This is a genomic window from Pseudomonas sp. AU11447, from assembly GCF_001672555.2.
Taxonomy (GTDB): Bacteria; Pseudomonadota; Gammaproteobacteria; order Pseudomonadales; family Pseudomonadaceae; genus Pseudomonas; species Pseudomonas nitroreducens.
Genome location: NZ_LZDG02000038.1, coordinates 61,256 through 87,327, shown reverse-complemented (window position 1 = coordinate 87,327; position 26,072 = coordinate 61,256). Strand labels below are relative to the sequence as shown.

The following is a 26,072-nucleotide window of genomic DNA, read 5'->3' as shown; positions in this document are numbered from 1 at the left end:
CAAAAGACGCCCTGCCATACGAAACTTCCTAACAAGCCGTGTTCGGGGTCCGAGGCGCGCCTCAGGCCGCCGCCGCGTCCGGCAGGCGCAGGTGAACGCGCAGGCCAGCGTCGGCGCAATCCGCCCAGAGTTCGCCACCCTGCATGCGCAGCGAGCTGCGGGCGATGCTCAGGCCCAGGCCGAAACCTTCGCCGGTGCGGGCATCGGAGAGCCGGGTGAAGGGCAGGAAGATACGCTCCAGGTCGCTTTCCGCCACGCCTGGGCCATCGTCCTCCAGCCACAGGTGCCAGCCGCTCGGTTCGCGCCGGCCACTCAAGCGGATACGACCCTCCTCCGGGGAGTGGCGGATGGCATTGCGCAACAGATTTTCCAGCGCCTGGGCCAGCCCGTTCAGATGACCGCGCACGCGGCATTCCGCCGGCACCTGATAAAGGAAGCGCTCCGAACTCCAGCCAGCCTCGAAGCGCGCATCGTCCACCAGCAGGTCCCACAGCGAACGCAGGTCGATCTCTTCCAGCTCCACGCGCGGGCGCTCTGTATCCAGCCAGGCCAGTTCCAACGTATCGGCGACCAGTCGCTGCATCACTTCCACCTCACGCTCCACGCGCTGACGCAGCGCGGTTTCGCTGATCGGACTGTCCCCTGCCACGCGCAGGCGGCTCAGTGGCGTGCGCAGTTCGTGAGACAGGTCGCGCAACAGTTGGCGCTGCAGGCTGACATGGCCGCGCAGGCGCTCGGCCATGTGGTCCAGCGCGCGGCCCAGCTCGCCCAGTTCATCGCGGCGGGTGACGAGTTCGGGGCCGGCGACCGAGCCCAGGTTATCCGCCTGCAAGGAATTGGCGTGCTCGCGCAGACGCCCCAGCGGGCGCACCAGGCGCCGGTAGATCAGCCCACAGAGCAGCAGCGCGAGGATCGCTGGCACCAGTGCATGGCTGATGGACTGGCGCAGGAAACTCAGGCCGCCGGGGAGGAAGCGCTGCGGCAGCTGCAGCACCAGGCGGCCGGCAGCCGGGTCGTCAGGAAACGGTATGCCGATGTAGGGCAGGTTGACCGAGCGCGAGCTAACCGGCCAGTCCAGCCCGCGCTGGAAGGTCAGGTGCGCCACATCGGCCATGGGCAGCGGCTGCGTGCCCAGCGACTGCAGGCGACCGTCCACCACCACCATCCACACCGGCTCGCGCTGCTTCATCCCTGCCAGCCAGCTGTCGACGCCCGTAGCCCCGCCAGTACGCCAGGCCTGCTGCGCCTCTTCGGCATAGCCACCCAGGACATGCCGCGCATCCTCGGAGAGGTTGTAACTGTCGCGCTCCATCTGCTTGCCCCAGTTCCAGGACAGCCAGATCACCGACAGGCACAGCACTACCAAGGCAAAGGCGAGCTTCCAGAACAGCGAGTGGCGGCCGGGCATGTCAGTCCTCGGCCTCGGCAAAGACATAGCCTTTGCCCCACACGGTGTGCAACTGGTGGCGGACGTAGCCTATAGCCTGCAGCTTGCGGCGCAGGTGGCTGACATGCATGTCCAGGCTACGATCGTGGGCTGTGAAGGCGCGGTGCAGCACGTGCTGATAAAGGAAGGGTTTGCTGAGAGTCTCGCCCTGGCTGCCGAGGAAGGTCTCCAGCAGGCGGTACTCGGTGCCGGTCAGACCGGCCCACTGGCCGTCGAGGCCGACGTCGTCCTTCTGCGGGTCCATCTGCAGGCCGGTCACCGTATTGCCAAGGGACTGGCTGCCGCGCTCCAGCGCGACGCGGCGCAGCACTGCATCCACGCGCACGCTCAGCTCGGCGAGGCTGAAGGGCTTGGGCAGGTAGTCGTCGGCGCCCTGGGAAAAGCCGGCGATGCGGTCCTGCTCGGCGCCCAGGGCGGACATCAGGATCACCGGCACCGCGCGCTCGCGACGCAGCGTGCGGAGGATATCCAGGCCACTGGTGCCGGGCAGCATGATGTCCATCAGCACCAGGTCGTAGTCGCCGCCGCGTGCCTGGGCCAGGCCCTCGTCACCATCCAGGCACCAGGTAACCTCGAAGCCGCGCTCGCTCAGGTGGGAGGACAGGTGGGCGCCCAGGGTCGGGTCGTCCTCGATGGTCAACAGGCGCAGGCCGGACGAAGCAATGGCATTCATATCAAATAAGAGTGATTAGCAATTGCGTGAAGTATTCACGATTCCGCGTCGTCTCGGCAAGGCAAAGGGCTTCCGAGCAGGGGCCGAACCGCTACACTGCCGGGGATAAACGCATCGGAGGAAGCGCGTGTTCAAGGATCTCGGCATCAAGGGACGGGTACTGCTGCTCACCCTGCTGCCCACCAGCCTGCTGGCGCTGGTGCTGGGCGGCTATTTCACCTGGGTGCAGCTGGCGGACATGCACGCCCAGTTGATCGAGCGCGGGCAACTGATCGCCGAGCAACTGGCACCGCTGTCGGCCCCGGCCATGGCCCACCACAACAACGAGCTGCTCGAACGCATCGCCAACGAGGCGCTGGACCAGCCTGACGTACGCGCCGTGACCTTCCTCAACCCGGACCGGGAAAAACTGGTCCACGCCGGCCCCAGCATCCTCACCCCCATTCCTTCCGGCGACGGCTCGCACCTGAGCATGTCCAGCAATCTGGACACCACCCACTTCCTCCTGCCGGTGCTGGGCAAGCACCGCAGCCTCTCCGGCGACCCCGACGATGACGCCGAGAAACTGCTGGGCTGGGTCGAGCTGGAGCTGTCGCACCACGGCACCCTGCTGCGCGGCTACCGCAGCCTGTTCACCAGCCTGCTGCTGATCGGCGCCGGGCTTGCCGTCACCGCCCTGCTCGCCCTGCGCATGAGCCGCGCGATCAATGCGCCGCTGGGGCAGATCGCCCAGGGCGTCGCCCAGCTCAAGGAAGGCCGTCTGGAAACCCGCCTGCCCGCCTTGGGCAGCCACGAACTGGATGAGCTGGCCGGCGGCATCAACCGCATGGCCGAGGCGCTGCAGAGCGCCCAGGAAGAAATGCAGCACAACATCGACCAGGCCACCGAGGACGTCCGGCAGAACCTGGAGACCATCGAGATCCAGAACATCGAACTGGACCTGGCGCGCAAGGAAGCCCTGGAGGCGAGCCGGATCAAGTCCGAGTTCCTCGCCAACATGAGCCACGAGATCCGCACCCCGCTCAATGGCATCCTCGGCTTCACCAACCTGCTGCAGAAGAGCGAGATGACCACGCGCCAGCAGGACTACCTGGGCACCATCCACAAGTCCGCCGAAAGCCTGCTGGGGATCATCAACGAGATCCTCGACTTCTCGAAGATCGAGGCCGGCAAGCTGGTGCTGGAGAACATCCCGTTCAACCTGCGCGAGCTGATCCAGGACACCCTGACCATCCTCGCCCCCGCCGCCCACGAGAAGCACCTGGAGCTGGTCAGCCTGATCTACCGCGACACCCCGCTGCAGCTGGTGGGCGACCCACAGCGCCTGAAACAGGTGCTGACCAACCTGGTGAGCAACGCCATCAAGTTCACCCACGACGGCAGCATCGCCGTACGCGCCATGCTCGAGGACGAAAGCGACGACCGCGCGCAACTGCGCATCAGCGTGCAGGACACCGGCGTGGGGCTGACCGACGCCGACCTGCGCGCGTTGTTCCAGGCCTTCAGCCAGGCCGACAACTCGCTCTCACGCCAGGCCGGCGGCACTGGCCTGGGGCTGGTGATCTCCAAGCGCCTGATCGAGCAGATGGGTGGCGAGATCGGCGTGGAAAGCAGCGCCGGCGACGGTTCGGAATTCTGGATCAGCCTCAACCTGCCCAAGGCCCGTGACGACGGCGACGACCTGCCGCCCGCCATGGCCGGCGGCCTGCGCGTGGCACTGTACGAGCCCCATGAACTGACCCGCACCGCGCTGCACCACCAGTTGGAAGACTGCGGCCTGGAAGTCACCGAGTTTCCCGACCTCGCCACACTGGAAAAGGCGCTGTTGGCCGGGCCGTCGGACAAGGCGCCGATCACCCTGGCGCTGCTGGGCGTGACCGCCGCCGAACACCCACCCGAGGCGCTGCGCCAGTCCATCCGCGAGTTGGAACAGCATGGCTGCAAGAGCCTGGTGCTATGCCCGACCATCGAGCAGGCGCACTACAACGACGTGCTGCCCGACGCCCAGGTGCAGAGCAAACCCGCCTGCACGCGCAAGCTGCAACAGGCGATGAACGAACTGCTGCACCTGCGCCCCCTGCGCAAGGACAAATCGGCCAACGGCCGGCTCGAGCGCACCCCGCACCTGCTCTGCGTCGATGACAACCCCGCCAACCTGTTGCTGGTGAAGACCCTGCTGACCGACATGGGCGCAGAAGTGACTGCCGTGGACAGCGGCCTCGCCGCCGTCGAGGCCGTTCAGCGCGAGCGCTTCGACCTGGTCTTCATGGACGTGCAGATGCCGATCATGGACGGCCGCCAGGCCACCGAGGCGATCCGCCAGTGGGAAGGCGACCGTGAGGTCAGCCCGGTACCGATCATAGCCCTCACCGCCCATGCCCTCGCGAACGAGAAACGCGCCCTGCTGCAGGGCGGCATGGACGACTACCTGACCAAGCCGATCGACGAGCGCCAACTGGTCCAGGTGATCCTCAAGTGGACCGGCCTGGCGCTGGGCGAGCCACGTGACGAACGCCCGCGCCACACCGAATCCAAGCTTGACGGGCTCAGCGTCCTGGACCCCGAGGAAGGCCTGCGCCTGGCCGCCGGCAAACCGGAACTGGCTGCCGACATGCTCGGCATGCTGCTCGCCTCGCTGTCCGCCGACCGCCAGGTGATTCGCCAGGCCCGTGAGCGCAACGACCGCAATACCCTGCTCGAGCGCATCCACCGCCTGCACGGCGCCACCCGCTACTGCGGCGTGCCGATGCTGCGCGCCGCCTGCCAGCGCGCCGAAACCCTGCTCAAGCAGAACGAACCGGACGCCCCCGCCGCGCTGGATGAACTCGACATGGCGATGGCCGAACTGGCACAAGCGACCGAGGGCCACCTGGAAGCAGAGGCCGGCCAGCCGCACTGAGGACGGAATCCAAGCGATGCGCATCATCCTGTTCAGCAACCAGACCTACGATCGCGACAGCTTCCTCGCCGCCAACCACGGCCACGGCTTCGAGCTGCACTTCCAGCAGACCCAGCTGCGCCTGGACACCGTCGCCCTGGCCATGGGCTTCGAGGTGGTCTGCCCCTTCGTCAACGACGACCTGTCTCGCCCGGTGCTGGAGCACCTGGCCGCCGGCGGCACGAAACTGATCGCCCTGCGCTCGGCCGGCTACAACCATGTCGACCTAGCCGCTGCCCACGCGCTGGGGCTGGCCGTGGTTCGCGTACCGGCCTATTCGCCCCATGCCGTGGCTGAACATGGCGTGGGATTGGTCCTGGCGCTATGTCGGCACCTACACCGCGCCTACAACCGTACCCGCGAAGGCGACTTCTCCCTGCATGGCCTGACCGGCTTCGACCTGCACGGGCGCACCGTGGGCGTGATCGGCAGCGGGCAGATCGGCGAGGTCTTCGCCCGCATCATGAGCGGTTTCGGCTGCCACATCCTGGCCTACGACCCCTATCCCAACCACGCCATCGAGGCCCTGGGCGGGCGTTTCGTCGAGCTGGACGAACTGCTCGCGCGGTCCGACATCATCAGCCTGCACTGCCCGCTCAACGACGCCACCAAACACCTGATCAATGCCCAGAGCCTCGCGCGCATGAAGCGCGGCTCGATGCTGATCAACACCGGCCGCGGCGCGCTGGTGGACACCCCGGCGCTGATCGAGGCGCTGAAAAGCGGCCAGCTCGGCTACCTCGGCCTGGACGTCTATGAAGAGGAAGCCGACATCTTCTTCGCCGACCGCTCCGACCAGCCGCTGCAGGACGATGTGCTGGCGCGCCTGCTGACCTTCCCCAACGTGATCATCACCGCGCACCAGGCTTTCCTGACCCGTGAAGCCCTGGCCGGGATCGCCCAGACCACCCTGTCCAACATCGCCGCCTGGCAGGCGGGCCGGCCGGTCAATCTGGTCGAAGGTTGATCAGTTGCCCCTCGCATCCCGGCGCTGTGCCACCTAGAATGCCGCGCTTTCCCGGAGGACCCATGGCCCAGCACGATTTCCGCTACACCCTGCTCAACCCGCAATTCACCCTCAACGAGTGCCGCGCACTGACCCCGGGCCGCTACCAGGTCACCGGCATCGGCGGTTCGATCAAGGCCGGCGACACCCTGCTGGTCAGCCTCAAGGGCAGCAAGAGCCTGAGCATGACCCTGGAAGTGGAAAAGGTCCGCCACCTGATCAACCCGCCCGGGCAGTGGATGGCCGTGGCCAAGGGGCCGGCATTCCGTGAACTGGGTATCCACGAATGGACGGTCAACTGCGACGGTTGCGCGGCTACACTGGACTTCGAATTCGCCGTCGATGCCACCCTCGGCAAGGCCGCCCAACAGCCGGCCGCCGAAGCGCGCATCGCCGAACTCGGATGGGCCAAGGCCGGCAAGCGCCACCTTTGCCCGGATTGCCAGAGCAAGGAGACTGCATGAAAACCCTGATCGCCAGCGCTTGCACCGCGCTGGCCCTGGCCGGCTGCGCCAGCAAGCCGGTGCCCGAAGCCGAGCAGAACTACCGCGTGGAATGGATCGGCGAACGCCCGCTGATCGACTACACCCACATCAGCCTGACCCTGGACGGCGATGGCCGCGCCTATGGCAGCGCCGGCTGCAACCACTGGTTCGCCAGCTACAAGCTCGAGGGCGACCAGTTGACCTTCGGCCAGCCGGGCGCCACCCGCAAGCTCTGCGCCGACCTGGTGATGGAGCAGGAACAGCAGTTCCTCAAGATGCTCGGCCAGGTGCAGCGCTGGGACATCACCGACGAAGGCGAGCTGCGCCTGTGGCCGGCCAGCGGTCGCGCCATGCGCATGTGGCCGGAAGGCTGAGGCTCTTCCGGGCAGGTCTAGAAGAGCGTCAATTGCTCGTGGGCGCCGCGCAGATCGACCAGGCGCACGCCTACGCCGATCAGCCGAACCGCCTTGTTGCCGCGCTGGAAGGCCTGCCCCAGCAGCAGCCGATAGCTTTCCAGATCCCGCGCGGCGCCGGCCTGCTCCAGGGTGGTCTGGGTGAAGTCGTGGAACTTCAGCTTGATGAACGGCTTGCCCGGCCGATAGCTGGCGTCCAGGCGCGTCATGCGCCGCTCCAGCTCGCCCAGCAGTGACGGCAGCTCTTCCTGGCAGGCTGCCAGGTCCGGCAGGTCCTGGTCAAAAGTGTTCTCCACGCTGATCGATTGCCGCCGGCTGTCCACCTGCACCGGGCGCTCGTCGATGCCCCGCGACAGTCCCCAGAGCCGCTCACCGAAACTGCCGAACTCCTTGGCCAACTGGATCCGCGACCAGTCGCGCAGGTCCGCGCAGGTGCGGATGCCCAGGCGCGCCAGCTTCTCGGCGGTGACCTTGCCCACGCCATGCAGCTTCTTCACCGGCAGTTCGGCGACAAAACCGTCGACCTCATCGGGTGTGACCACGAACAGGCCGTTGGGCTTGCGCCAATCGCTGGCGATCTTGGCAATGAACTTGTTCGGCGCCACCCCGGCAGACACGGTGATGTGCAGGGTCTCCCAGACGCGCTGGCGAATCTCCTGGGCAATGCGCGTGGCGCTGCCGCCGCAACGCTCGCTGTCGCTGACGTCGAGGTAGGCCTCGTCCAGGGACAGCGGCTCGATCTGGTCGGTGTAGTCGCGGAAGATCGCGTGAATGTCCCGCGAGGTCTCGCGATAGACGTCCATGCGCGGGCGGACGATGGTCAGGTCCGGGCAGAGTTTCACGGCGGTACGCATGGCCATGGCCGAATGCAGGCCGTAGGCACGCGCCTCGTAATTGCAGGTCGCGACCACGCCACGCTTGTCCGGCGACCCGCCCACGGCCAGCGGCTTGCCCGCGAGGCTGGGGTCGTCGCGCATCTCGATGGCGGCATAGAAGCAATCGCAATCGATGTGGATGATCTTTCTCTGCCGAGTCACGAAGGAGGCGCCTGCATCACCAACGGAAACCGCCTTTATAGAAGACGGAAAACCCGCCCATGGTAATGCAAAAACCTGCCGTCCCGGTTATCCACAGCCGTGTAAATCACCCTTGTCGATCCCTGCGACGATTCCATTCCTGGCGGCTAAATATCTGATAGAAAATCACTTTTTCCCTTTTTTCATTGACACCCGGGCGCACCGGCGTAGAATGGGCGTCGCGGGATGGAGCAGTCTGGTAGCTCGTCGGGCTCATAACCCGAAGGTCGTAGGTTCAAATCCTGCTCCCGCAACCAGATACAGAAAAAGGCCACTCTTCGGAGTGGCCTTTTTCGTTTGCGCGTCATTTAAATTTTTGATCGCAGAACAAATATCGATTGACAGAGACTTTCATTTACGTAGAATGGCCGGCGCGGGATGGAGCAGTCTGGTAGCTCGTCGGGCTCATAACCCGAAGGTCGTAGGTTCAAATCCTGCTCCCGCAACCAGACACAGGAAAAGGCCACTCTTCGGAGTGGCCTTTTTCGTTTGCGCGCGATTTAAATTATTGATCGAAAACGAAATATCGTTTGACACGAGGCTTCATATCCGTAGAATTGCCGCCGCGGGATGGAGCAGTCTGGTAGCTCGTCGGGCTCATAACCCGAAGGTCGTAGGTTCAAATCCTGCTCCCGCAACCAGACATCAAGAAGAAAGCCACTCTTAGGAGTGGCTTTTTTCGTTGTGCGCAGAAAAAACCACGTACGGGTGGCGCCAGCCGAATGACGAAAATACTCTCCAAGGACTTGGGAATTCGCGACAGTGCCCCTACTCTGTCGCGCAGGATCGTTAGAGGTGCCCAATGAGCGCCAACCCTGCCACACCCGATACACCTGCCCCCGACGAAGCCACGCCACGAGCGGCATGGCTCGACTGGATCAACGCCAACCGCCAGGCACTCGGCCTGGGCGTAACTCTGGTGCTGTTCAGCCTGGCGTTGATCGCCTGCTACCACCTGCTGCGCGACATCGATGCCTATTCCCTGCACGACGCCCTGCTCGATGTGCCTACCACCGCGCTGACCGGCGCGTTCGCGGCCACCGTCGTGGGCTTCATCTTCCTGCTCGGCTATGAATGGTCGGCCAGCCGCTTCGCCGGTGTGAAACTACCCACCCCGGCACTGCTGACTGGCGGCTTCTCCGCCTTTGCCATCGGTAATGCCGTCGGGTTGTCGATGCTGTCCGGCGGTTCGGTGCGCTATCGCCTGTATGCCCGGCTGGGACTGGGTGCCGGCGATGTCGCGCTGATGACCCTGTTTGCCAGCCTCTCGCTGGGCTGCGCCCTGCCAGTGCTGGCGGCCGTGGCCGCACTGAGCGACCTCGCGGACGCATCGCTGGCCCTGCACCTGCCACAGTGGCTGGTGGCGGTCCTCGCGCTGGGCATCATCGCCTTCTGCCTGCTGCTGGTGGTCGGTATCGAACGTCGCCGCCTGCCCGAGCAACCTTCGCCGGACAGCCACTTGGTTCGCGTCGGCCGCCGCACGCTGCGCCTGCCCGGCCTGCGGCTGTCGCTGCTGCAACTGCTGATCACTGCGCTGGACGTTGCCGCTGCTGCCACCGTGCTCTATCTGCTGCTGCCCGAGGCCCCGCCCTTCGGCGCCTTCCTGCTGGTCTACCTGATTGCCCTGGCGGCTGGCGTGCTCAGCCACGTCCCCGGTGGCGTCGGCGTGTTCGAGGCCGTGCTGCTGGCTGCCTTCGCCGGACAACTGGGTGCCGCACCGCTCGCCGCGGCGCTGCTGCTCTACCGCCTGATCTATGTCGTACTGCCGTTGATCGTCGCCTGCCTGCTGCTGCTGTTCCTCGAGGCACGCCGCATCCTGGTGGCCAAGCAGGCGGTGCGGATCACCTCCGGCTTTGCCGCGCAGATCCTCTCGCTGCTAGTGTTCATCTCCGGCATCGTGCTGCTGTTCTCCGGCGCCACACCGTCCATCGATACCCGCCTCGACGAGGTCGGCTTCCTCGTCCCGCACCGCCTGATCGACGCCTCGCACCTGGCCGCCAGCCTGATCGGCGTGCTCTGCCTGCTGCTCGCCTATGGTCTGCGCCGGCGCCTCTCCGCTGCCTGGGCGCTGACCCTCGGCCTGCTGATCGCCGGCGCTGCCTTGTCGCTCCTCAAGGGCTTCGACTGGGAAGAAGCCCTGATCCTCAGCTTCACCGCCGCCCTGCTGGTGATCTTCCGCAGCGCCTTCTACCGTCGCAGCCGCCTGATGGACCTGCCCTTCTCGCCGCTGTACCTGGGCGCAGCCGCGTGCGTCATCGCCGCTTCCATCTGGCTGCTGCTGTTTGCCTACCAGGACGTGCCCTACAGCCATGAGCTCTGGTGGCAGTTCGCCCTGGACGCCGATGCCCCGCGCGGCCTGCGCGCGGCCCTGGGCAGTTGCCTGTTGCTGGCAGCCCTGGCGTTGTACTGGCTGCTGCGCACTGCGCCGCCGGCGATCCACGCGCCCACACGCGAGGAGCTGGACAGCGCAGCCGGCATCCTCTCCAACTCCGCTCAGCCCGACGGCGGCCTGGCCCTGTCCGGCGACAAGGCGCTGCTGTTCCACGAGGGCAACGACGCCTTCCTGATGTATGCCCGCCGCGGCCGCAGCCTGGTCGCGCTGTTCGATCCGATCGGCCCGGCACAGGCCCGCGCGGAGCTGATCTGGCAGTTCCGCGACCTCTGCGACCTGCACCACGCCCGCCCGGTGTTCTACCAGGTGCGCGCGGAGAACCTGCCGCTGTACATGGACATCGGCCTGACCGCGCTCAAGCTCGGAGAAGAAGCGCGGGTTGACCTGCGCCGCTTCGACCTGGAGAGCAAGGGCAAGGAGATGAAGGACCTGCGCTACACCTGGAACCGCGGCCAGCGCGATGGCCTGAGCCTGGAGTTCCATGATGCCGGGCAGGCGCCGATGGACGAGCTGCGCGCCATCTCCGATGCCTGGCTGGGCGGCAAGAACGTCCGTGAGAAAGGCTTCTCCCTCGGCCGCTTCACCCCTGAATACCTGCACTATTTCCGCGTCGTCGTGGTCCGATTCCAGGGCCGCGCCGTGGCTTTCGCCAACCTGCTGGAAACGTCCGGCAAGGAACTGGCGAGCATTGACCTGATGCGCGTCGTCCCCGATGCGCCCAAGCTGACCATGGAGTTCCTCATGCTCGGCCTGATCCTGCATTACAAGGAGAGCGGGCACACCCGCTTCAGCCTCGGCATGGTGCCCCTGGCCGGCTTGCAGCCGCGCCGCGGCGCCCCGCTGACCCAACGTCTCGGCGCGCTGGTCTTTCGCCGGGGTGAGCAGTTCTACAACTTCCAGGGGCTGCGTCGCTTCAAGGACAAGTTCCAGCCCGACTGGGAACCCCGTTACCTGGCCGTGCCCGCCGGATTGGATCCGCTGGTGGCCCTGGCCGACACAGCCGCCCTCATCGCGGGCGGCCTGAGTGGATTGGTAAAACGCTGATATGTTGAAACGACGCTGGCGACACCTGCTCGCCCTTCTCCTGCTGATCGTCATTGCCGTCGGCCTGCTGCTGTGGAGCCGCCCGGCCCCGCAGGCCTCCCTGGACCACCGCCAGTTGCCCGACGGCAGCGCCGCCAGCCTGGCCAACCCCGGCAAGCAGCCCAATGCACGCGTGCTGCTGGCCGTGCAGGCCGACCAGAAACTGGACGACGCCCAGTTGCTGGCCCTGGCCCACGACAGCGGCGCCCGTGTGGTGCAGTTCGTCTTCCCGGAGAACGACTGCAAGGCCCAGCAGGCTCGCATCCAGGCCGCTGGTGAGCTGCTCGACGGCCAGCCGACCCTGGTCGCCGGTATCGGTCCGGGCAGCGCCTGGGCCTTCCGCTGGCTCGCCGGGCAGACCGACGACAAGGCCAAGGCGCTGTCCGTGGGCTTCTCCCTGGAGAAGCCCGACTGCGCCGCCACCCCTCTGCCGCAGAACGCTCCCCACGGCCACTGGCTGGCTGCCTGGAACGACAACCCGGACGATGCCAGCGCGCGCTTCGCCCGTGGCTTGAAAAACGCCGAAACGGTGATCACCGATTACGACACGCCGCTGCCCAAGGTCCTTGCCGATCAACTGCGCCAGCAGCTGCAAGGCGGCGGCGATAACGTACCGGTGGTGGAAGTCCCGGCCGCCAAGCCCTCGGAAACCGTCACCCTGTTCTATTCCGGCGACGGCGGCTGGCGCGACCTCGACCGCGACGTTGCCGCGCAGATGGCCGAGCTGGGCTATCCGGTGGTGGGAGTCGATGCCCTGCGCTACTTCTGGGAGCACAAGACCCCGGAGCAGAGCGCCGCCGACCTCGCCCTGCTGATGCAGCACTACCGCGAGAAGTGGGGAGCCAAGCACTTCGTGCTGGCCGGCTACTCCTTTGGCGCCGACGTGCTGCCGGCGATCTACAACCGCCTGCCGGCGGACGCCAAGAAGGACGTCAGCTCGGTGATCCTGCTGGCCTTCGCCCGCAGTGGCAGCTTCGAGATCGAGGTGCAGGGCTGGCTCGGCAAGGCCGGCCAGGAAGCTTCCACCGGCCCGGAAATGGCGCGCCTGCCCGGACCGAAGGTGCTCTGCGTGTACGGCGTGGAAGAGAAGGACGAGAGCGGCTGCACCCAGCCCCAGGCCGTGGGCGAGAACCTGCAGTTGCCCGGCGGACACCACTTCGACGAGGACTACCCGGCCTTGGCCAAAAGGCTGGTGAACGCCATCCGCTCCCGCCAGTCAGCCGACGACGAAGGCTGACCGACATCAAAAGGGCCGCACATCGCGGCCCTTTCACTTTGCCTTCATGGTGTTTCAGGCACGCTTAAGGCTCTATGCTCAGACTGACAAGCCCGTCGCCAGAACGGGGCGTCACGATAACCGAGCCAAACAAGGAACCGTCATGAGCCTGTCCAAGACCCCGTCCCGCTACGGCAGCCTGTCCATTGCCATGCACTGGATCATGCTGGTGCTGATCGCCGCCGTGTACTTCTGCATGGAATATCGCACCAATTTCCCCAAAGGCAGCGACACCCGCGCGCTGTTCTCCCAATGGCACTTCATGCTCGGCCTGAGTGTGTTCGTGCTGGTCTGGCTGCGCCTGATCGGTCGCTTCATCTACCCCACCCCGCCCATCGTTCCGGCACCGCCGGCCTGGCAGATGGTCCTGGCCAAGCTCGCACACCTGGCACTGTACGGCCTGATGATCGGCCTGCCGCTGGCCGGCTGGATCATCCTCAGCGCCGCCGACAAGCCGGTGCCGTTCTGGGGCATGGAGCTGCCGCACCTGGTGGGCAAGAACCCGGACCTGGCCAAGCAGGTGAAGTACTGGCATGAAACCATCGCCGTGCTCGGCTACTGGCTGATCGGTATCCACGCACTGGCCGCGCTGTTCCATCACTACATCAGCCGCGACAACACCCTGGTGCGCATGCTGCCGGGCAAGGGCGAGGCAAAGCCGGAGTAATTTCCCCGCCCTGCAGCGCCGACCAGCCGTGGGCAAGGTCTGCTCCTGCAGGGAAAGCTGCTCTTCGTAGGAACGAGCTTGCTCGCTCCTACGAAGAGCAGTCCTGACGATAGGGCAGCGCAGCACGCGCCTCCTCGGCATAAGCCAGGATGCCCGCCCTCTCCCCTATCAGGAATTCCTGCACCGCCTCGCGCAGTCCGGGATGTCCCAGGCGGTGCCAGGAGCGGGTGATCACCGGCTCGAAGCCACGGATCAGCTTGTGCTCGCCCTGCGCTCCAGCGTCGAAGCGCTGGAGGCCGTGGCCGATGGCGAAGTCCAGGCCCTGGTAGAAACAGGTCTCGAAGTGCAGGCGGTCGAACTCCGCCAGGCAGCCCCAGTAGCGGCCGTACAACGTATCGCCGCCGAGCAGACTGAAAGCCATGGCCACAGGCCGGCCATTCTGGTGAGCGAAGACCACGCGGATCGCCTCGGGCATACGCTCGCCGATCAGGCTGAAGAACGCTCGGCTCAGGTAGGGCGCCTGCCCGCGGACCTCATAGGTGCTGCTGTAGCAGGCATAGACGAAGTCCCAGTGCGCTTCAGACAATTCGCGCCCTTCCATCCAGACGAAATCCAGCCCCAGCCCGGCGACCTGCTCGCGCTCCTTGCGGATCTGCTTGCGCTTGCGTGAGCTGAGAGCGTCGAGAAAGTCCTGGAAGTCGCGGTAGCCGCGGTTGCTCCAGTGGTACTGGCAACCCAGGCGTTCCAGCCAACCGTCTGCAGCGCCCAGCAGGGCATCGGCGGCAGCATCGGTGAAATTCACGTGTACGCCGGAGCAATGCCCCTCGTCCACTTCGCCCGCCAGCGCGCCGACCAGGCTCAGCGCGGCGTCCGGCGCGCCGAGCAGGCGAGCGCCGCCGACCGGGGTGAAGGGAATCCCCACCAGCAGCTTGGGGTAGTAGGGAATACCGGCGCGCAGGCAGGCATCCGCCCAGCTCCAGTCAAACACGTACTCGCCGTAGGAGTGGCTTTTCAGATAGGCCGGCGCCGCGGCGAGCAGGCGGCCATCGTCGGCCAGAAGCACCCGGTGGGAAGGTTTCCAACCGCTACGGCCGCCGACGCTGACGCTTTCCTCCAGGGCGGAGAGAAAGCCATGGCGCAGAAACGGCTGGTCGTCCGGCAGCAGGGCGTCCCACTGGCGGGCGTCGACTTCGGCAAGGCGGGAAATGGTCTGGATAGGCATGGCCGACAGTCTGGCGCGAGGCGCGAGCGAAGGGAAGATTCAAGCGGGAAAACTCGCACGCCGGTGACATTCACGTTCGTCGGTATCCGCCGGAGGGGCCGGCAGAGTGGTCTATGTTGGGGGTTAGCAAGGCTTGCCGGCGCACGACGCCAGCATCGTTCCGCTCGCCACACGCCCTTCGCGGGCCGTTGGCGACCAGCCAGGAGGACGCCCCATGAGCCTGATGCAATGCGAGTACCGCAAGTACACCATCACCGCCGATGTCGTCGAGCATCCCGGCCTGCCCACTCCCTGGGCCGGCGGTTGCCACATCACCGCCCCGGACGGGCAGACCACCAAACGCAAGACGCTACCGGTGGAGTTTGCCTTCATGTCGGATCTGCAGAAGGCCCAGCACGCTTCCATCGCCCACGGCAAATGGCTGGTGGACCAGAACCTGGACCACGACCGTCGGCTGTTCTGATCTCTAGCTGCTCACATAGCCCGGTTCTTCGCTGACCGGCGCACTGACTGGCAATGGCGTCAGGCTCACCTGAAGCGCCAGGAACTCCTGCGCGGATGCCCGCCAGGTCTGCCCGCGCGCCCACTGCGCGCAGGCCTGGCGATCCAGCCCCAGCGCCCGCAGGCAGGCGCTGCGCAAATCCACGTCCATCACCCCGGTGACGCCGTCCTCGAGGACATCCAGCGGCCCCGTCACCGGGAACGCCGCCACTGGCGTACCGCACGCCAGCGCCTCGACCATCACCAGGCCGAGGGTGTCGGTCAGCGATGGGAAGGCCAGCACACTGGCGCTGCGATAGGCCTTCGCCAGTTCGTCGCCGTGGCGATAGCCGAGGAACTCCACCTGTGGATAAGCCGCTTGCAGCTCCGCGCGCTGCGGGCCGTCGCCCACCACGCGCTTGCGCCCCGGCAGGTCGAGCGCAAGGAAGGCTTCGAGATTCTTCTCCCGCGCCAGCCGGCCGACATAGAGGAATACCGGTTCCTGGGGCGGTGCGCCCTCCCCCGGCTGAAAGCGCTGGAGATCCACGCCCTTGCGCCACAGCGCCAGATTGTCGAAAGCGTGATCGGCGAAAGCTCCGCGCATGCGCTCGCTGCTCACCAGCACGGCTTGGCTCGGTGCATGGAAGCGACGCAGGAAGGCGTAGCCCCAGGCCAGCGGCAGCCAGGGCCAGCGAGTGTTCACGTATTCGGGAAAGCGCGTATGGATAGCGCTGCTGAACTTCATCCCGCGGCGCACCAGCCAGCGCCGTGCAGCCCAGCCCAGCGGGCCTTCCGTGGCGAGGTGCACGCAGTCCGGGGCGAAGTCGGCGATCTTCTCGCCGACTGTCCACAGGTTCCACGCCAGGGGGATTTCCGGGTAGCTCGGGCAAGGCCGGTGACGAAAATCCTGCGGGGTGATCAGGCCGACCGTGTGCCCCATTTCCTCCAACTCGGCCACCAGTGCCCGGAGGCTGGTGACCACGCCGTTGACCTGCGGCAGCCAGGCATCGGTGACGATCAGCAGCCTCATGCCGCCGACTCGACCACCGCAGGCGCCTCGGCGCGCACCGGTTCCTCGGCCAGGCGGTAAAGCTCGATGCTGCCATCCCAGTGCTCGATCAGCGCCGAGCAGGATTCCACCCAGTCACCGCAGTTGAGGTATTCCACCTCGCCGATCTGGCGGATTTCCGCGTGGTGGATGTGCCCGCAGACCACGCCGTTGAGGCCGCGCTTGTGCACCTCGTGGGCGATGGCTTCCTCGAAGTCGCTGATGAAGTTCACCGCCGTCTTCACCTTGTGCTTGAGGTACGCCGACAGCGACCAGTAGCCGTAGCCATAGCGGCTGCGCCAGTGATTCAGCCAGCGGTTAAGCGTCAGGGTGAACTCGTAGGCGGAGTCGCCGAGGAAGGCCAGCCACTTGTGGTAGCGCGTGATGACGTCGAACTGGTCACCGTGGATCACCAGCAACTGGCGGCCGTCGGCGGTGGTGTGGACGATCTCGTCGACCAGGCGGATGTTGCCCAGCAGCAGCGAGGAATAGCGGCGCAGGAACTCGTCGTGGTTGCCGGTGACGTAGATCACCTCGGTGCCCCGCTTGCTCATGGTCAGCAGGCGGCGGATCACGTTGGTGTGCGCCTGCGGCCAGTAGATGCCGCCGCGCAGCTTCCAGCCGTCGATGATGTCGCCCACCAGGTAGATGCGGTCGGCGTGGTAGCGCTTGAGGAAGCCGGCCAGATGCTCGGCCTGGCAGTCGCGGGTGCCGAGGTGGACATCGGATATCCACAGGGTCCGCACCCGTTGTTTCTTCGTCGGCGTCATGCGTTGCGCGCTGCTCATCGTCGGCGACCTCCAGAGGGGTTTCTCCGAGTGTCGGCCGCAGCGGTGAAGCCAACATGACCGACTGGCGACAGTCCCGTGACAAGCCGCGGCGCGCTAGACTGTCCACCTGCCGCCAGCTTCGGAAAGCAGTTCGCATGAACCCGATCCTCTCCCTGCGCCACTACAGCCACGACCATCTCGCCCATAGCCACAGCCATGCGCAGCTGGTGCTTGGGCTGTCCGGCAGCCTGGATTTCGAAGTGGGCGGACGCGGCAGCCTGGTGACCCGGCAGACCTTCGCCGTGGTACCGCGCGAGGCCCACCACGCTTGCGCCAGCCCGGACGGCAGCCGCTGCCTGGTGGTGGACCTGGAAGACGAGGAAGACCTGCTCGGTGGCCTGGGCCTGCACTGCGACGCTGGCCGCCGCCTGCTGGAAACCCCCGGCCAGCGCCTGCTCAACAACGACCAGGCGCAACTGGTGCACTGGTTGGCCGGCAGCCCCCTGCATGACCCGGTACTGGCGCGCCAGGGTGCGATCCTCCTGCTCGCCAGCCTCGCCGCTGGCCAGCAGCGCGTAGAGGAACCTACGCAATTGCCGTTGGCCAGCCTCGACAGCTACATCGATCGCCACGCTGCGCATCCGTTGCAGGTGGCCGACCTGGCGCGGCTCGCCGGGCTATCCGCTGCGCGCTTCCATGCCCGCTTCCTCGCCGAGACGGGGCAGACGCCCATGGACTACGTGCGCCAGCGCCGCCTGCAATTGGGCCGCGACCTGCTGCGCGGTTCGCACCAATCGGTCGGCGAGATCGCCGCGCAGGTCGGCTATGCCTCGCAGAGCGCCTTCACCGCCGCGCTGGTGCGCCAGTTCGGCACCACCGCGCGCCAGCTTCGCCAGGAGGCGCGCGACAATTCCCGCTAGCCGCGCGACAGACAGCCGCGCGCCCAGGGCCTAGACTGCCGGCCATCGAACCCAATACCCCAACGGGAGCAGCGATGTCGGCAGACACCATCGAGTGGCAGGATTTCGAGCGCGTCGAACTGCGCGTGGGCACCATCGTCCAGGCCGAACCCAACGTGAAGGCGCGCAAGCCCGCCTACATCCTCCAGGTCGACCTCGGTCCGCAGGGGATCAAGACCTCCAGCGCACAGATCACCGCACACTATGAAGCCAACGAGCTGATCGGCCGCCAGGTGCTCTGCGTGTGCAACTTCGAACCCAAGTCCATCGCCGGTGTGCGCTCGGAAGTGCTGGTCACCGGCGCCTACGACAGCGACGACAAGGTGGTGCTCGCCGGTTTCGACAAGCCGCTGCCCAATGGCGCGCGGCTGGCCTGATCTTCGACTCACCGCGCGCCAGCCAGCCCGGCGCGCTTGCCTCTTTCCCGACAAGGCCCCGCCACAGCAATCGGCGGGAGCTCAGGCATGAATCGCATTACCCAACTCACACCCCGCGGCGCCCTGATCGGCCTGCACATCGGCGCCCTGATGTTCGGGCTGTCCGGCATCTTCGGCAAACTCATCCTCGCCGGCCCCCTGGTCATCGTCTTCGGCCGCGCGCTGTTCGGCTCGCTGTCGCTGGCAGCGGTATTCGCCGGGCATCTGCGGCAGCAGAAGCGACCTACGCTGAAACAGGCCGCCATGCTGCTGGGTGGCGGCGTGCTGCTGTGCACCCACTGGCTGACGTTCTTCCTCGCCGTGAAAGTCGGCAACGTGGCGGTCGCCACCCTCGGTTTCGCCAGCTTCCCCGCCTTCACCGTGCTGCTGGAAGGCCTGTTGTTCCGCGAACGCATCCGCAAGGGTGAATACCTGGTGGTGGCGCTGGTGTGCATCGGCCTGGTGATGGTCACGCCGACACTGGACCTGCGCGACGGCGCCACCGCCGGCCTGCTCTGGGGCACGCTCTCCGGGCTGCTGTTCGCCCTGCTGTCGCTGGCCAACCGGGTCAGTGTGCGGGGGATCGACCCAATCCAGGCGGCGCTGTGCCAGAACCTGACGATCATCGCCTGCCTGCTGCCGCTGGTGCTCTTCGAGTTGCCCGCGATTCGCAGCATGGACTGGTTGTGGCTGGTGGCGCTGGGCGTGCTCTGCACCGGTGTCGCCCACAGCCTGTTCGTCGCCAGCCTGCGGCTGATCAAGGCACGCACGGCGGCGGTGATCTTTGCCCTGGAGCCGGTCTACGGCATCGCCTTCGCCGCCGTGCTGTTCGGCGAGGAGCCGAGTCTGCGGATGCTGGCGGGCGGCGCGCTGATCATCTTCGCAACCTTCCTCAGCGCACGCGGCTCGCATTGACGACCTGTACCGCTTGGTTCTGGAGTGGAGATTGTTCGCGAGCAAGCTCGCTCCTACAAAGAGCCAAAGCAGTGCGTGAGACAAAAAGAAGGCCGCCCCGCAGCGTGCGTATCTCGAACCTTGCCCCGGGGAGGGAATGCCAAGGACTCATCGCACGACAGCCTGCGAGGCGGCCTGTTCGGTGTGGCGCCTGTGGATAAGGCGCCGGGAATCAGTTGATGCTGTACCCGCGCCCGCTCAGGCAGGCGCCCAATGCGCGGCGGTAGGTATCGGACATGCCGGCCGGCGGCGCCTGGGTAGCGGCGGCCGGGTCGAAGCCGCTCTGGCCAACCGCCCAGGTGTGGCATTCGTAGCGATCGCGGCTCTGCTGCTCCGGCGATTGGCCGCTGGCGGGATAGGCGATCACCTCATAGCTGGTGGTCGGCGCCGCCTGCACGGCAGGCGGTGTTTCCACCGCCACATACTGGCGACGGTCGGCATTCCACAGGTAGTAGGTCCCGGCGGCGACGAAGTAGAGCATGCTGCCGATCCACACTTCCCGCGCGTAATCCGGCAGCCCATAGCCGTGGCCTGGGCCCCAGCCATGGTACGGACCTGGCCCTGGGCCGCCCGGCCCGCCGGGTCCGCCATGCGGCCCCGCCAGCGCACTCGCCGACAGGCTCAGGGCCAGCAGGGTGGCGACGGATTTGAGCGCGATGCGCGAGGACAGCTTCATTTCACCTCCAGTCACGGGCGATCCACCGCCCGCCGTTCGTGGTGAACATTGTCTCGCGCCGCCCCTGCGCCGAGTGTCAGCACTGGGTAAAGACTGGGTAAAAAGCCCGATACACGGGGTATCAAGCCTGTTGCAGCAACCACCGGCAGTAACGCTGCACCCCTTCCTCCACGCCCATCATCGGCGCGCGGTAGCCCGCCTCGCGGAGGAAGGCGATATCGGCGCAGGTGTAGCACTGGTACTTGCCGCGCAACTCGTCCGGGAACTCGGTGTACTCCAGCAGTCCATCGCGGATCGCCGCGTCCAGGGTCAGCGGCTGCAGGTCCTGCTGTTCGCGCAGGGTATTGATCACCGCCAGCGCCACGTCGTTGAACGGCTGGGCACGGCCGCTGCCGAGGTTGAAGATGCCGCTGCGCTCGGGGTTGTCGAGGAAATGCAGGTTGACCCTGGCCACATCCTCCACCGAGACGAAATCGCGCAGGTGGCCGCCGGCCGGGTAGTCGCCGTACTCGCCGAACAGCTTCACCTTGCCGGTCTCGCGGAACTGGTTGAAGCAGTGGAAGGCCACCGAGGCCATGCGCCCCTTGTGCTGCTCGCGCGGGCCGTAGACGTTGAAGTAGCGGAAGCCGGCCACCTGGGTACGCGCCGTGGGCAGCACCTTGCGCACGCGCTGGTCGAAGAGGAACTTCGAGTAGCCGTAGACGTTCAGCGGCCGCTCGCAGGAGCGCGTCTCGCGGAACTCCTGGCCGCCGCCATAGACCGCCGCCGACGAGGCATAGAGGAACGGCACACCCAGGGACAGGCTGGCGTCCAGCAACTCGCAGCTGTAGCGGTAGTTGTTGTCCATCATGTAGCGCCCGTCGCGCTCCATGGTGCTGGAGCAGGCGCCCTGGTGCAGCAGCGCACGCACCACGCCGAAGCGTCCGCGGGCGTAACGCGCGATGAAATCGCCCTTGTCGAGGTAGTCGCTGATGTCGCAGTCGGCGAGGTTGGCGAACTTGTCACCCTCGGTCAGATCATCGACCGCGATGATGTCGGTCTCGCCGCGCTGGTTCAGCGCCTTGACGAGATTGCTGCCGATGAAGCCGGCGGCGCCTGTGACAATGATGCTCATGAGGGCACCTCCTGTGGAGAATGGGTGCTCTCAGACTAAGAGTGGTACGCGCGTACCCCGTTGATATGAAGCAAGGAAGTTAGCCAGCTATCGAATGGTTCCGCCGACCGGTACCGCGACGCTTCAGGAACGATCGTTATGGCCCAGATCGCGCTGCGGATCGATGCGGTCGCGCACGCGCTGCTTGAGCACCTTGGCCTCGGGGAAACCGCCGTCGGCCTTGCGCTCCCAGATCTGCTCGGCGTCGCAGGTGATGTGGAAGACCCCGCCCGTGCCCGGCACCAGGCTGACCTTGCCCAGGTCGTCAGCGAAGGTGCTCAGCAGTTCCTGGGCCAGCCAGGCAGCACGCAGCAGCCACTGGCACTGGGTGCAATAGGTGATGACGATTTCGGCTTTGGCTTCGGACATGAATCAGACTCTGCAGTAGGACGCGAACCTATAATACCGCTCTGAAATGCCCTACCGGACTCTTCTCTTCATGCGCCGACTGCTGTTCGCCCTCCTCCTGCTCCTTCCCCTCGGCGCCCTGGCGGCGAACACTCCGCCGAAGATCGGCCTGGTCCTCTCCGGCGGCGCAGCGCGCGGCCTGGCGCACATCGGCGTACTGAAGGCGCTGGACGAACAGGGCATCCACGTCGACGCCATCGCCGGCACCAGCATGGGCGCAGTGATCGGCGGCCTGTATGCAGCGGGCTATACGCCCAAGGAGCTGGAACAACTGGCCCTGGGGCTGGACTGGAAGGAAGCGCTGTCCGACTCGCCGCCGCGGGTCGACGTGCCCTTCCGCCGCAAGCAGGACGACCGCGACTTCCTGGTGAAGCAGAAGCTCAGCTTCCGCGACGACGGCACCCTCGGCCTGCCGCTGGGGGCCATCCAGGGGCAGAACCTGTCGATGCTGCTGGAAAGCCTGTTGGTGCACACCAGCGATACCCGCGACTTCGATCAGTTGGCGATTCCCTTCCGCGCGGTGGCCACCGATATCTCCACCGGCGAGAAAGTGGTGTTCAGCAAGGGCCACCTGCCCCAGGCGATCCGCGCCAGCATGTCGATCCCGGCGGTGTTCGCGCCGGTGGAGGTCAACGGCAAGCTGCTGGTGGACGGCGGCATGGTCGACAACATCCCGGTGGACGTGGCCCGGCAGATGGGCGTCGACGTGGTCATCGTGGTCGACATCGGTAACCCGCTGCTGGACCGCAAGCAGCTGGCCACGGTGGTGGACATGCTCAACCAGTCCATCACTCTGATGACCCGCAAGAATTCTGAAGCACAGCTGGCCACCCTGAAATCCAGCGACATCCTGGTGCAGCCGCCGCTCAGCGGCTACAGCTCCACCGACTTTGGCCGCGTGCCGCAGCTGATCGACGCCGGCTACCGCGCCACCAGCATCCTCGCCCCGCGCCTGGCAGCGCTGCGCAAACCTGCCGACGCCCAGGCAGTGGCGCTGAACGAGGCGCGCACACCGGGCGAGCGCCAACCGGTGATCGACCGCATCGAGGTGGAGAACAACTCCAAGGTCAGCGATGACGTCATCCTCCATTACATTCGCCAACCGCTGGGCGAGCACCTGGACCTGGAACGCCTGCAGCGCGACATGAGCACCCTCTACGGCCTGGATTACTTCGACCAGGTCCAGTACCGGGTCGTGCACCGCAAGGATGGCAACGCGCTGGTGATCCACGCCTATGGCAAGCGCGGCGGCACCGACTACCTGCGCCTGGGCCTGAACCTCTCCGACGACCTGCGTGGCGACAGCACCTTCAACGTCGGCGGCAGCTACCGCATGAACGGTATCAACCGCCTCGGCGCGGAATGGCTGACGCGCCTGCAGATCGGCGACCAGCAGGAGCTCTACAGCGAGTTCTACCAGCCGCTGGACGTGGGCTCGCGCTACTTCGTCGCGCCCTACCTGTTCAACGAGGCGCAGAACGTCGAGGCCACCGACAACGACGACCCCATCGCCGAGTACCGCCTGGAGCGCTACGGCTACGGGTTGAACCTTGGCCGGCAGATCGCCAACAACGGCGAGATCCGCCTCGGCGTGGCCCAGGCGTTCGGCAAGGCGGATGTGCGGGTCGGCGAACAGGACCTGCCGGACTTCCACTTCACCGAAGGCTACGCCGAGCTCAAATACTCCTTCGACACCATGGACAACGTCGACTTCCCGCGCGAAGGCGAGAACATCCAGACCTCCTTCCGCGAACACACGCCGTCCCTGGGTGACGACGACCGCTACCGGCAATGGGATTTGCGCCTGGACAAGGCGCTGAGCAGCGGCCCCAACACCTGGGTGCTGGGCGGCGGCTACGGACGCACCATCGATGACGCCGAGGTGGTGGTCTCGAGCTTCCTGCTCGGCGGCGCGCGGCAACTCTCCGGCTACCGCCAGGACGCCCTCGCCGGGCAGAACTACAGCCTGGGCCGGGTCATCTACTACCGGCGCATGACCGAGCGATCATTCCTGCCGCTGGACTTCCCCTTCTACCTCGGCGGCAGCCTGGAACGCGGGCGGGTATGGAACAACGACAACAGCTACGACACCGGCTACGTCAACGCTGGCAGCATCCTCATGGGCTTCGAGACACCGCTGGGTCCGCTGTCCTTCAGCTACGGCCTGAACGATGCCAGCGAGCACGCGGTGTACATCAACCTGGGCCGTAACTTCTGAGCCAGTCTTGTAGGAGCGAGCTTGCTCGCGAACTGCCCACCGGCAAACCCGCCGGAAAACGCCGTTTGCGAGCAAGCTCGCCCCTGCAATAGCCTTCGCGGCCCGATCCTCGGGAGGTAAGCAATGTCGGCCTCTCGCAAATGAAAAAGCCCGGCAAGTGCCGGGCTTCTTCATTCAGACAGCGGATCAGGCAATCAGCGCCAGCAGCTCGCGCGCTTCGGCCTTGGCCTTGGAGTCTCCGCTGGCGATCACCTGCTTGAGGATGCCGTAGGCTTCTTCCAGGTTGCCCTGGTCGATGCATTTGCGCGCACGGTCGAGGCTGGCCAGCAACTCGTCATGCTCGTGGCCGATGTCGTCGGGCAGGTCGAAGGTCAGGTCGTCCTCAACCTGGGCCTTGCTGCCATGACCGAACATCTCGCCATGTTCGCCCAGATCCAGCTCGGTGATTTCCGGCAGTTCATGCAGGTTGCTGCGGAAGTCCGATGGCACTTCCTGGGCGGCCTTGGAAGCAGCCTTGCCCTGCTTGGGCGACTCGAAGGGGTTGTCGAGCTTGTCCCAATCCAGGTCCAGCGACAGGTCGCTGAGGTTCATGGCGAAGTCCGGCTGGTCCTGCGCCGCCTTGGGCTGCTCCACGGGGGCAGCTACCGGTTCGCCCAGCTCGAGATCGTCCCAATCGGTCAGCGTCTCCCCGGTGGGCGCCTGGAGGGTGTCTTCCGGGCGGATCAGCATCGCCGGGTAACGCGACTTGAGCTGGTCGATCTGTTTCTGGTCGCCGCCGACTGCCGCCAAGGCGCGCTCTTCCTCATGGAAGCCCGCCACGTCACCCAGCTCGGCCAGCACCAGCAGCAGCTTCATGCGCAGCTCGCGGCGGTTCGGCTCGGCATTGACGGCCTTGCGCAGCATGTCGCGGGCCTGGTTGAAGCGGCCGTAAGCGATATAGATGTCCGCACCTTCCAGGCTGTCCGCGCTGGCGGCCGGCAGCCGGGCGACGCCCGGTTCCGGAGTGGCGATCACCACCGGATGCGGAACCGGCACCGGGGCCACGACGGCAGCGGCCAGCGGCTTGGCCGGCGGAAGCGGTCTGACCGGCTCGGCAGCCGCCTGCAGGGGCGGCATCTCGACCGGTTTTTCCTCGCGCTTGCGGCGGGCGAACAGCAGGCCAACCAAAAGTGCGCCGAGAGCACCAGCGCCCAGCCATGGCCAGTAGTTGAAACCGCTGTCCTGCGCGTCCTGCACCGGGGTCGCCGGCTGGGCAACGCTCGCAGCCGGGGCGTCCTGCTGCACCGGCGCCACCGCATTGGGGGCAGCGGGAATGGCATTGGTTGGCGCATTGGCCGTGGGAGCATCGGCTTCCGGAGCATTACCGGAGGCGGCTTCGCCCTGGCGACGATCCAGCTCGGCCTGCAGCGTTTGCACCTGCTGGTCGCGGCTCTGCAACGCCTGCTGCAGGGACTCCAGCTGCTTCTGCATGTCGTCCATGCGCTGGTTCAACTGGTCGCGCTGGGCGTTGGCCAGGAGCAGGTCGGCCTCGACCTTGGCGACATCGGCTCCACCGGCCGGCGCAGTCGACGCAGCGGTGTTGCCCGGTGCCTGGATCGGGGCAGCGGCTGCGGGCGCGGCAGGCGTGGATGCTTCTGTTGAAGCTGCCTGCGGAGCGGGCGCGGCAGTATTGCCGGCGAGCTGCTGGCCCTGCGGCAGGATCAGCGTCTGGCCGACCTTCAGTCGATGCGGATCGCCATTGACGAAGGCCTGCGGATTCAGCGCGACGATGCTGTCCATCAGTTGCGAGCGCGATACGCCAGTGCCGCTCAGGCGCGAACTGATCTTCCACAGGGTGTCATTGCGCACCGTGGTGTAGCGGCCATCGCCAGCCGGCAACGACGGTTGCGCCGGAGCCCGGTGTACAGGTTCCGGGCGATAGCCTGAAGCCCGCGAAGGCGCCGGCACGCTGCTCGCCAGATTGGCGGCCAGGCTGCGGTTGGCGCTGTACTCCGGCGGATCGATGAGCACGGTGTACTCGCGCAGCAGGCGACCGTTGGGGCGCTCCACGGCGATCAGGAAATTCAGGTAAGGCTCGTGTACCGGCTGCGTGGACACCACCTTGATGTATCCACGACCGTTGCGAATCACCGGGGTGAAGCGCAGGTTCTGCAGGAACACGAAGCGGTCGACCCCGGCATTCTCGTAGTCCGCGGGGCTGGCGAGCTTGGCCACCAGTTCGTCGGACGTCATGTCGCCGGTCTGCAGCAGAGCGATCTCGGCATCCAGCGGCTGGTTCAGGCCGGAATGCAACGTGATATCCCCCAGACCGA

22 protein-coding genes and 3 tRNA genes are annotated in these 26,072 nt (G+C 66.2%); 15 read left to right on the top strand and 10 right to left on the bottom strand.

Annotated features, from left to right (window positions below; genetic code table 11):
* Window positions 1–61: 61 nt before the first annotated feature.
* Together A6723_RS11745 and A6723_RS11740 are read right to left on the bottom strand one after the other, a co-directional pair.
* Entirely contained in the window at window positions 62–1,408 is a 1,347-nt protein-coding gene (locus A6723_RS11745) for a sensor histidine kinase (protein WP_054908703.1), read from the bottom strand.
* Window position 1,409: 1 nt separating this feature from the next.
* On the bottom strand, window positions 1,410–2,120 hold the full coding sequence (locus A6723_RS11740) for a response regulator transcription factor (RefSeq protein ID WP_054908704.1): 711 nt from the start codon (window positions 2,118–2,120) through the stop codon (window positions 1,410–1,412).
* Between the two features lie 127 nt (window positions 2,121–2,247).
* Here A6723_RS11740 and A6723_RS11735 point away from each other — a divergent pair, with 127 nt between their 5' ends.
* From A6723_RS11735 to A6723_RS11720, 4 genes are all read left to right on the top strand, one after another.
* Window positions 2,248–5,019 (top strand): response regulator, encoded by a 2,772-nt coding sequence (locus A6723_RS11735; protein WP_054908705.1) that lies wholly within the window; start codon window positions 2,248–2,250, stop codon window positions 5,017–5,019.
* Between the two features lie 16 nt (window positions 5,020–5,035).
* On the top strand, window positions 5,036–6,025 hold the full coding sequence (locus A6723_RS11730; protein ID WP_054908706.1) for a 2-hydroxyacid dehydrogenase: 990 nt from the start codon (window positions 5,036–5,038) through the stop codon (window positions 6,023–6,025).
* Between the two features lie 62 nt (window positions 6,026–6,087).
* Complete coding sequence (locus A6723_RS11725) at window positions 6,088–6,528, top strand: hypothetical protein (protein ID WP_054908707.1); 441 nt, start codon at window positions 6,088–6,090, stop codon at window positions 6,526–6,528.
* Window positions 6,525–6,923 carry an META domain-containing protein gene (locus A6723_RS11720; protein WP_054908708.1) on the top strand — a complete coding sequence of 133 codons (399 nt, stop codon included), beginning with the start codon at window positions 6,525–6,527 and terminating at the stop codon, window positions 6,921–6,923. The genes A6723_RS11725 and A6723_RS11720 overlap by 4 nt, the downstream gene beginning before the upstream one ends.
* 17 nt (window positions 6,924–6,940) lie before the next feature.
* Here the strand turns inward: A6723_RS11720 and dinB are convergent, their stop codons facing one another.
* A complete protein-coding gene (gene dinB / locus A6723_RS11715; protein ID WP_082450664.1) occupies window positions 6,941–7,999 on the bottom strand; it encodes a DNA polymerase IV in 1,059 nt (352 codons plus the stop codon).
* A gap of 219 nt (window positions 8,000–8,218) precedes the next feature.
* Here dinB and A6723_RS11710 point away from each other — a divergent pair.
* The 6 genes from A6723_RS11710 to A6723_RS11685 all read left to right on the top strand — a co-directional run bounded on the left by A6723_RS11710 (window position 8,219) and on the right by A6723_RS11685 (window position 13,456).
* A tRNA-Met gene (locus A6723_RS11710) sits at window positions 8,219–8,295 on the top strand.
* 115 nt (window positions 8,296–8,410) lie between these two features.
* Window positions 8,411–8,487 (top strand) — tRNA-Met (locus A6723_RS11705).
* Window positions 8,488–8,602: 115 nt separating this feature from the next.
* Window positions 8,603–8,679 (top strand) — tRNA-Met (locus tag A6723_RS11700).
* A gap of 161 nt (window positions 8,680–8,840) precedes the next feature.
* Window positions 8,841–11,474 (top strand): bifunctional lysylphosphatidylglycerol flippase/synthetase MprF, encoded by a 2,634-nt coding sequence (gene mprF / locus A6723_RS11695; RefSeq protein ID WP_054908709.1) that lies wholly within the window; start codon window positions 8,841–8,843, stop codon window positions 11,472–11,474.
* 1 nt (window position 11,475) lies between these two features.
* Window positions 11,476–12,750 (top strand): virulence factor family protein, encoded by a 1,275-nt coding sequence (locus tag A6723_RS11690; protein WP_054908710.1) that lies wholly within the window; start codon window positions 11,476–11,478, stop codon window positions 12,748–12,750.
* Window positions 12,751–12,892: 142 nt separating this feature from the next.
* Complete coding sequence (locus tag A6723_RS11685) at window positions 12,893–13,456, top strand: cytochrome b (RefSeq protein ID WP_054908711.1); 564 nt, start codon at window positions 12,893–12,895, stop codon at window positions 13,454–13,456.
* A gap of 88 nt (window positions 13,457–13,544) precedes the next feature.
* Here the strand turns inward: A6723_RS11685 and A6723_RS11680 are convergent, their stop codons facing one another.
* The gene (locus A6723_RS11680) at window positions 13,545–14,678 is read right to left on the bottom strand and encodes a GNAT family N-acetyltransferase (protein ID WP_054908712.1); all 1,134 of its coding nucleotides are present in this window, start codon (window positions 14,676–14,678) and stop codon (window positions 13,545–13,547) included.
* A gap of 214 nt (window positions 14,679–14,892) precedes the next feature.
* Between A6723_RS11680 and A6723_RS11675 the strand changes: the two genes are divergently transcribed.
* Window positions 14,893–15,141 carry a hypothetical protein gene (locus tag A6723_RS11675; protein ID WP_024766130.1) on the top strand — a complete coding sequence of 83 codons (249 nt, stop codon included), beginning with the start codon at window positions 14,893–14,895 and terminating at the stop codon, window positions 15,139–15,141.
* Between the two features lie 3 nt (window positions 15,142–15,144).
* Here the strand turns inward: A6723_RS11675 and A6723_RS11670 are convergent, their stop codons facing one another.
* Window positions 15,145–16,188, bottom strand: a complete 1,044-nt coding sequence (locus tag A6723_RS11670) for a glycosyltransferase family 1 protein (RefSeq protein WP_054908713.1) — start codon at window positions 16,186–16,188, stop codon at window positions 15,145–15,147.
* On the bottom strand, window positions 16,185–16,994 hold the full coding sequence (locus A6723_RS11665; protein WP_024766131.1) for a UDP-2,3-diacylglucosamine diphosphatase: 810 nt from the start codon (window positions 16,992–16,994) through the stop codon (window positions 16,185–16,187). The genes A6723_RS11670 and A6723_RS11665 overlap by 4 nt, the downstream gene beginning before the upstream one ends.
* A gap of 137 nt (window positions 16,995–17,131) precedes the next feature.
* On the opposite strand from A6723_RS11665, the gene A6723_RS11660 reads away from it, so the two are divergent.
* The 3 genes from A6723_RS11660 to A6723_RS11650 all read left to right on the top strand — a co-directional run bounded on the left by A6723_RS11660 (window position 17,132) and on the right by A6723_RS11650 (window position 19,266).
* A complete protein-coding gene (locus tag A6723_RS11660; RefSeq protein ID WP_054908714.1) occupies window positions 17,132–17,896 on the top strand; it encodes an AraC family transcriptional regulator in 765 nt (254 codons plus the stop codon).
* A gap of 74 nt (window positions 17,897–17,970) precedes the next feature.
* Entirely contained in the window at window positions 17,971–18,312 is a 342-nt protein-coding gene (locus A6723_RS11655) for a tRNA-binding protein (RefSeq protein WP_054908715.1), read from the top strand.
* 87 nt (window positions 18,313–18,399) lie between these two features.
* The gene (locus tag A6723_RS11650) at window positions 18,400–19,266 is read left to right on the top strand and encodes a DMT family transporter (RefSeq protein WP_054908716.1); all 867 of its coding nucleotides are present in this window, start codon (window positions 18,400–18,402) and stop codon (window positions 19,264–19,266) included.
* A gap of 211 nt (window positions 19,267–19,477) precedes the next feature.
* Here A6723_RS11650 and A6723_RS11645 read toward each other — a convergent pair whose 3' ends face one another.
* The 3 genes from A6723_RS11645 to A6723_RS11635 all read right to left on the bottom strand — a co-directional run bounded on the left by A6723_RS11645 (window position 19,478) and on the right by A6723_RS11635 (window position 21,503).
* The gene (locus A6723_RS11645) at window positions 19,478–19,981 is read right to left on the bottom strand and encodes a hypothetical protein (protein WP_054908717.1); all 504 of its coding nucleotides are present in this window, start codon (window positions 19,979–19,981) and stop codon (window positions 19,478–19,480) included.
* 121 nt (window positions 19,982–20,102) lie between these two features.
* Window positions 20,103–21,095, bottom strand: a complete 993-nt coding sequence (gene rfaD / locus A6723_RS11640) for an ADP-glyceromanno-heptose 6-epimerase (protein ID WP_024766133.1) — start codon at window positions 21,093–21,095, stop codon at window positions 20,103–20,105.
* A gap of 123 nt (window positions 21,096–21,218) precedes the next feature.
* Window positions 21,219–21,503 carry a SelT/SelW/SelH family protein gene (locus A6723_RS11635; protein ID WP_054908718.1) on the bottom strand — a complete coding sequence of 95 codons (285 nt, stop codon included), beginning with the start codon at window positions 21,501–21,503 and terminating at the stop codon, window positions 21,219–21,221.
* A 70-nt stretch (window positions 21,504–21,573) separates the two neighbouring features.
* Between A6723_RS11635 and A6723_RS11630 the strand changes: the two genes are divergently transcribed.
* Entirely contained in the window at window positions 21,574–23,760 is a 2,187-nt protein-coding gene (locus A6723_RS11630; RefSeq protein ID WP_024766135.1) for a patatin-like phospholipase family protein, read from the top strand.
* A 186-nt stretch (window positions 23,761–23,946) separates the two neighbouring features.
* Here A6723_RS11630 and A6723_RS11625 read toward each other — a convergent pair whose 3' ends face one another.
* The gene (locus A6723_RS11625) at window positions 23,947–26,052 is read right to left on the bottom strand and encodes a FimV/HubP family polar landmark protein (protein ID WP_306304366.1); all 2,106 of its coding nucleotides are present in this window, start codon (window positions 26,050–26,052) and stop codon (window positions 23,947–23,949) included.
* Window positions 26,053–26,072: the final 20 nt, after the last annotated feature.